Annotated in this window: 1 protein-coding gene; it reads left to right on the top strand. The window is 70.8% G+C overall.

The window, feature by feature from the left end:
- Positions 1 to 138 precede the first annotated feature (138 nt).
- Positions 139 to 459 carry a hypothetical protein gene (locus tag Y887_RS17520; protein WP_052765040.1) on the top strand — a complete coding sequence of 107 codons (321 nt, stop codon included), beginning with the start codon at positions 139 to 141 and terminating at the stop codon, positions 457 to 459.
- Positions 460 to 472: the final 13 nt, after the last annotated feature.

Raw genomic sequence — 472 nt, 5'->3', positions numbered from 1 at the left:
TGGACGCGTGTGCGGTGAGGCCGGCCAGCGCATCGCCGCCGGCATCCAGGCTGCGCTGCAGGCGCGTGCCCACCGTGTCCAGCAATTGCTGCGGCAGCGCCGACGGCGCTGCGCACCGGCGATGCGGATATCGACGCGATGCTGCAGGCGCTGCGCAATCACGACGAAGCGGCGGTGTACAAGGCGGCCGAGCGCATCCGGTATTCGCCTGAAGGACAGGCGCTGCTGCAGGAGGGGCAGGCCTTGATGCAGCAACGCGAACAGGAGGCGGTGACCAACCAGTTGGCCTGGACCCCAGCCGAAATGCAGCCGCCCGATGTGCAGATGGCACATGGGCCGGTACGCGTGATGAGCCTGATGCACCACGGGCCAGCGATGGCCGCCGCCGATGCGGGGGGCGGTGGTGGCGACGGTGGAGGTGGAGGTGGAGGTGGTGGAGGCGGAGGCGGAGGCGGCTGAGCGCCTGCGCGGG

This window comes from Xanthomonas pisi DSM 18956 (assembly GCF_001010415.1).
Classification (GTDB): Bacteria; Pseudomonadota; Gammaproteobacteria; order Xanthomonadales; family Xanthomonadaceae; genus Xanthomonas; species Xanthomonas pisi.
Note: the sequence above shows the minus strand (reverse complement) of the source record. Positions and strands in the feature narration are given on the sequence as shown.